Genomic DNA, 5,947 nt, shown 5'->3' on the forward strand with positions numbered 1-5,947 from the left:
CGCCCGGTCGACCGGGACACCGGTGATCGGCAGTCGTATCACGCAGCCGGCCTGTCGGCGGACACGCTTCCATCACTGTGACACCCAGACGATCCTCGGGCGGCTGCCGCCCCCGGCCGCGGTGATCTGCTCGGTGAGCCGGAGTGCGTCGGCGTCGTAGCGGCTGAAGTACCGGGCCGGGGACTTGTCGTAAGTGATGCCCTCCATGCACGGCGTGTAGCCCCAGGAGTTCCCCCAGAACTGCAGGACCACGAAGTCGGGCCGCAGCCTGCGCACCAGCGCGGCGGCCTTGTCCGCGGCCGGCACCAGGGAACGGTCGGCCGTGCCCTCCAGGTAGTCGCACACGGTGGTGCCGGAGTACGGGGCCCCGGCGTACTTCGCCCTCAGGTCCCGGCGTAACTCCTCGCCCAGGACCTTCCGGGCCTCCATGGCCAGCGAGTCGCCGAGGTACAGCACCGTGGGGGCCTTCCGCGGTGCCGGGCCGGGGGAGGCGGGGGCGCGCTGGTGGGTCGTCGCCGACGCGCGCGGTGCGGCCGGTGCAGGCTCCTCGGGTGCGGACGCGGGGTCCCCGCACCCGCCGAAGAGGACCCCGGCCAGCAGTACTCCCACGACCCACGGCTTGCGCATACGGCAACTCCCGCCCCGGCCACCGAAAGGGCACTCAGGCAAGCACAGCCGGGCGCCGGAGGGAAGACGCACGCCGTGTGACGGCCCGCTCGACGCGCGAGCACACCCTCGGGTGACTAGCGTGAGGAAGCAGACGATTCCGCTCAGACCTGACGCAGATCCATTCATTCGGAGAGGGCCGCAGCCATGGCCGTGCAACCTGAAGGAACCCCGTGCTGGGCCGACGCGATGTTCGGCGACCTCGAAGGGGCCAAGAGCTTCTACGGCGAGGTCCTCGGCTGGACCTTCGCCGAGGCGTCCGCGGAATTCGGCAACTATACGGAGGCCTACGCGAACGGCAAGGCGGTCGCCGCCGTCGTCCCGCCCATGCCCGGCCAGGAAGGCCTGTCGCAGTGGTGCCTCTACTTCGCGTCCCAGGACGCCGCCGCCACCGCAGCCCGCATCCGTGACCACGGTGGCGAGGTGCTGATGGATCCGATGCAGGTCGCCGATTTCGGCACCATGTGCCTGGCCCGCGACCCCGGTGGCGTCGTCTTCGGCGTCTGGCAGGCGGGCACCCACGAGGGATTCCAGGCGAGGGGAGAACCCGGCGCCTACACCTGGGCGGAGGTCTTCACCCGCGAGCCGGACAAGTCCGACGCGTTCTTCCCCGGCGTCTTCTCCTACCGGCAGCGGGACATGCAGGACGGCGAGACGGACTTCCGGATCTACGACCTGGGCGAGCGCTCCGTGCTGGGCCGGATGACGATGGGCGAGGAGTTCCCGCCGGAGGTGCAGCCGTACGTCAACGTCTACTTCACGGTCGAGGACTGTGACGAGGCCGTGGCGAAGGCCACCAAGCTCGGCGGCGTGCTGCGGTTCGGCCCGATGACCACTCCCTTCGGCCGGTTCGCGGCGATCAGCGACCCGCAGGGCGCGAACTTCTCGGTGATCGACACCACGACGACCGAGGGAGAGATGCCGAAGCTGACCGACGTGGCCTAGAGGGTATCCGCCCAGGCACCCCGACCCCGGACCTCCCGGCCGGACGGCCCCCGCGGTCATGGCATGATCGAGCGCATGCGTGAACGTGTAGTGGCCGCGTGCGACGGGGCTTCGAAGGGAAATCCCGGACCCGCCGGCTGGGCCTGGGTCGTCGCCGACGCTTCCGGGACGCCGCAGCGGTGGGAGGCGGGGCCGCTCGGCAAGGCCACCAACAACGTCGCCGAACTCACCGCGCTGGAGCGCCTGCTGGCGGCGACCGAGCCGGATGTGCCGCTGGAGATCCGCATGGATTCGCAGTACGCGATGAAGGCCGTCACCACCTGGCTGCCCGGCTGGAAGCGCAACGGCTGGAAGACCTCCGCCGGCAAGCCGGTCGCCAACCAGGATCTCGTCGTGCGTATCGATGAGCTCCTGGACGGCCGCTCGGTCGAGTTCCGCTACGTCCCCGCCCACCAGGTCGACGGCGACCGGCTCAACGACTTCGCCGACCGCGCCGCCAGCCAGGCCGCCACGGTCCAGGAGCCCGCGGGCAGCGGCCTCGGCTCCCCCGAGCCGCCGGCCGCCCCGGACACTCCGGCCAAGGCCCCCCGGGCCCGCCCGCGCGGCGGCGCCTCCGGCGCCAAGACCGCGGGCGGGAAGGGCTCCACGCGCACCATCAAGGCGAAGTTCCCCGGCCGGTGCTTGTGCGGCCGCCCCTACGCGGCCGGCGAACCCATCGCCAAGAACGACAGCGGCTGGGGCCACCCGGAGTGCCGCACGGGCGCGACCGTCTGATCAGACGTCGAACGTGTAGTGCGGTGTGTGATCCAGCAGGTCCGCCGGGCTCATGTCGTGCCAGGGCCGCATCGTCTCGTTGAGGTCGATCACGTTCGGCGTGCCCGCGGTCGGCAGATAGCCGGAGCCGGGGTGCCGGCGCTGCCACTCGGCCCACAGCTTGTCTATGTAGGCGTGGTGCAGCCAGAACACCGGGTCGTTGGGGGACACCCCGGTGGCCATCTGTCCGCCGACCCAGACATGGACGCGGTTGTGCAGGTTGACGCCCCGCCACCCCTCGAGGTGGTTGCGGAAGCCGTCCGAGCCGCTGTTCCAGGGCGCCATGTCGTACGTGGACATCGACAGCACCGACTCGACGTCGGCCCGGGTCGGCAGTTCGCGCGTCCCGGAACCGAGGGAGCGCCGCAGGAACGTACGGCTGTCGACCCGCACGTTGATCGGCCAGCTGCCGCCGGACGCGGAGAACGCGCCGTCCGTGACCCTGCCGTCCCGCTCCCGCCCGGTGCCCCCGAGGAAGTCGGGCGCCCACAGCGAGGCGCGCGGCGTACGGTCGACGGTCCAGTCCCAGTACGGCAGCGACACCGACGCGTCCACCGACTGCAGCGCCTGCTCGAACTCCAGCAGGAATCTTCGGTGCCAGGGCAGGAAGGACGGGGAGCGGTGCCCGGTCCGCTCGCCGTTGTCGGTGTCGGAGACGATGAACGCGTTGTGCGTCGTGACGAACCCGTCGTAACGGCCGCTGCGCTTCAGCTCCAGCAGCGCGGCGACGAAACGCCGCTTCTCGTCGGCGGTCAGGGTGGACTGGTTCTTGCGGACAGCCATGTGCGGGTGCTCCAGATGCCTTGTGGGGCGGGTCAGTTGGCGGGGAAGGGCAGCAGGGGCGCGCCCTGCAGCTCGTCCACCGCGGCGCGGGCGGCGGCGCGCGGGGTGGCCACGGGGTCGTAGTGGCTGACGACGCTGATCCAGCTGCCGTCGGCGTTGCGCATCACATGCAGCTCGACCCCGTCGACGAACACCGCGTATCCCGCGCCGTGATGGGCGTGGTGACCGGACCCGGTGGCCGGCCGGCCCTGTATCCGGCGCCCCTTGTAGACCTCGTCGAAGGTTCCGGGGGAGTCGTGGTGCCCGGCGGCCGAGGCCGGGACGACGGCTGACAACGTCCCGGCGCTCGTGGCGAGGACGGCCGCGGCGGTGAGCGCGCTGCGACGGCTGAGTTCCGGCATACGGACCTCCTGGGAGGGTCGGGTTGATGACCCCGCATGCCTACCGGGCCGCCCGCTACCGGGAAAAATCCACGCGAGCCGGTTGGCTGCGATCCGGGCAATTCCCCTTATGTCGTGCAAGGTTGAACGAAGATGATCTTGCTGCGAGGGGGCTGTGTGCTCGTACTGAAGGGGAAATTCCGCCCGCGAGAGGTGCTGTGACGGATGTTTCTGCCCGTGCGGTACGCGGGTCGTGGTACGCGTCACGCCGCGAAACTGGCGCGATCCGGCGGTCCGGCCGGAGGCGGCCGCGCCCTGCTGCTCTGCGTCAACAATCGACAGCTCTCGGTAATTCTCAAGGGGGTGCGTGAAGGTCGCCTGGGTCGGCGGCGGGCCCGCCGGTCTGTATCTCTCGATCCTGCTCAAGCGGCAGGACCCGCCCCACGGCATCACCGTCTACGAACGTGCCCCGGGGGGTTCCACCTACGGCTGGGGCGTGACGTACCGGCGTCACCTGCTCGACCGGCTCCACGAGCAGGACCCGGAGTCGGCGGAGGTCGCCCGGGCCCGCGACCTCGGTGTACGCCTGGAGTACGAGCGCGAGATCACCGCCGGCGACCTGCCCTCCGGCACCGATCTGATCGTGGCGGCCGACGGCGTCCGCAGCGCCCTGCGCACCTCCCATGCCACGGACTTCGGCAGCCGGCTCACGCCCGGGCGCAACCACTACGTCTGGCTCGGTACCACCAAGGTCTTCGACGCCTTCATCTTCGCCTTCGTGGAAACGGCCCACGGCTGGATCAGGCTGGGGCCGAAGGTCGCGCGAACCGTGCACGCGCGGTCGCTGGCCTCGCGGGAATAGTCCGCCGAACATTGGGTGAATTGCCATTCACCGTCTATGGTGAATGGCAATTCACCCGCGTCGTCGACCGGCGCTGCCCGCTGGAGAGCCGATGGATCAGTCCGCCGCGATACCCGAGCCGCCCGGTGCGAGCACCCTCCGGGAACGGCTCACCGTCCCCGTTCTCGCGTTCGGCGGCATCCTCATGGCCGTCATGCAGACCGTCGTCGTGCCCCTGCTGCCCGACCTGCCCCGGCTCACCGGCGCCTCGGCGGGCACCGTCTCCTGGATGGTGACGGCCACCCTGCTCTCCGGCGCGGTCCTCACCCCGGTCCTGGGCCGGGCCGGTGACATGTACGGCAAGCGGCGCGTCCTCATGACGGCACTCGGGCTGATGACCGCCGGCTCGATCCTGTGCGCCCTGACCTCCGACATCGCCGTGCTCATCGCCGCGCGCGCCCTGTCCGGGGCCGCCGCCGCGGTCGTCCCGCTGTCCATCAGCATCCTGCGAGACGAACTGCCGCCGGCGCGCCGGGGATCGGCCGTGGCGCTGATGAGCTCCACCGTCGGCATCGGCGCCGCGCTCGGCCTGCCGCTCGCCGCGGTGATCGTGCAGTACGCGAACTGGCACACCATGTTCTGGGTGACCAGCGCCCTCGGCGCCACCGGCGTGACCCTGGTGTGGTGGGCCGTGCGCGAGTCGCCGGTGCGCGAGCCCGGCCGCTTCGACGTACCGGGCACCATCGGGCTGGCCACCGGGCTCGTCTGCCTGCTGCTCGGGGTGTCGCAGGGCGGGCAGTGGGGCTGGGGCGGCGCCCGTGTCGTGGGTCTGTTCGCCGCCGCCGTCGTCGTGCTCGCGCTGTGGTCGTGGCAGCAGCTCCGCACCGGACGGCCGCTGGTGGACCTGCGGTTGGTGGGGCAGCCCCGGGTCGGCCTGTCCCATGTGGCCGCGCTGCTCGCCGGATTCGCGTTCTACGCCAACACCCTCGTCACCGCCCAGCTGGTGCAGGCGCCCGCGGCCACCGGGTACGGACTCGGGCTGTCCATCGTCGCCACCGGCCTGTGCCTGCTCCCCAGCGGCATCGTCATGCTCCTGCTCTCGCCCGTCTCCGCCCGGATCTCCGCGGCGCGCGGGCCGCGCGTCACCCTGGCCCTCGGGGCGGCGGTCATCGCCGCCGGGTACGCCGTGCGCATCGCCGACAGCCGCGAGCTGTGGATGATCGTCGCGGGCGCCACGGTCGTCGCGATCGGCACCACCCTGGCCTACTCGGCGCTGCCCACCCTCATCCTGCGGGCCGTGCCGCCCGAGCAGACCGCCTCCGCCAACGGAGTCAACGTCCTGATGCGCACGATCGGCCAGGCCGGCTCCAGCGCCGCCGTGGCCGCCGTCCTGGTACACCACACCAGCCCGGTCGGCGGCGCTCCGGTGCCCACCCTGCACGGCTATCTGCTGGCTTTCGCGATGGCCGGCACGGTCGCGCTGGTGGCCGCCGCGGCGGCGCTGTGCATCCCCGGCGAC

General features: G+C 71.5%; 5 protein-coding genes and 2 pseudogenes. 4 read left to right on the forward strand and 3 right to left on the reverse strand.

Going from position 1 to position 5,947, the window contains the following annotated elements:
- Positions 1-75 precede the first annotated feature (75 nt).
- Positions 76-627: pseudogene (locus tag ABZ281_RS33580) on the reverse strand (SGNH/GDSL hydrolase family protein); the annotation flags it as partial.
- A 186-nt stretch (positions 628-813) separates the two neighbouring features.
- Between ABZ281_RS33580 and ABZ281_RS33585 the strand changes: the two are divergent.
- Both ABZ281_RS33585 and ABZ281_RS33590 read left to right on the forward strand, forming a co-directional pair.
- Positions 814-1,611: a VOC family protein gene (locus tag ABZ281_RS33585; RefSeq protein WP_356661679.1), complete on the forward strand. Its 798-nt coding sequence runs from the start codon at positions 814-816 to the stop codon at positions 1,609-1,611.
- 63 nt (positions 1,612-1,674) lie between these two features.
- On the forward strand, positions 1,675-2,385 hold the full coding sequence (locus tag ABZ281_RS33590) for a ribonuclease H (RefSeq protein WP_356661681.1): 711 nt from the start codon (positions 1,675-1,677) through the stop codon (positions 2,383-2,385).
- On the opposite strand, the gene ABZ281_RS33595 is transcribed toward ABZ281_RS33590, so the two are convergent.
- Both ABZ281_RS33595 and ABZ281_RS33600 read right to left on the reverse strand, forming a co-directional pair.
- A complete protein-coding gene (locus tag ABZ281_RS33595) occupies positions 2,386-3,207 on the reverse strand; it encodes a tyrosinase family protein (protein WP_356661683.1) in 822 nt (273 codons plus the stop codon).
- A 32-nt stretch (positions 3,208-3,239) separates the two neighbouring features.
- Positions 3,240-3,608 carry a tyrosinase cofactor gene (locus ABZ281_RS33600; protein WP_298572153.1) on the reverse strand — a complete coding sequence of 123 codons (369 nt, stop codon included), beginning with the start codon at positions 3,606-3,608 and terminating at the stop codon, positions 3,240-3,242.
- Between the two features lie 346 nt (positions 3,609-3,954).
- On the opposite strand from ABZ281_RS33600, the pseudogene ABZ281_RS33605 reads away from it, so the two are divergent.
- Both ABZ281_RS33605 and ABZ281_RS33610 read left to right on the forward strand, forming a co-directional pair.
- Positions 3,955-4,389: pseudogene (locus tag ABZ281_RS33605) on the forward strand (FAD-binding monooxygenase); the annotation flags it as partial.
- A 151-nt stretch (positions 4,390-4,540) separates the two neighbouring features.
- On the forward strand, positions 4,541-5,947 hold a 1,407-nt coding region (locus ABZ281_RS33610), incomplete at its 3' end, for an MFS transporter (protein WP_356661685.1).

It is taken from the genome of Streptomyces sp. NPDC006265 (genome assembly GCF_040613555.1).
Taxonomy (GTDB): domain Bacteria; phylum Actinomycetota; class Actinomycetes; order Streptomycetales; family Streptomycetaceae; genus Streptomyces.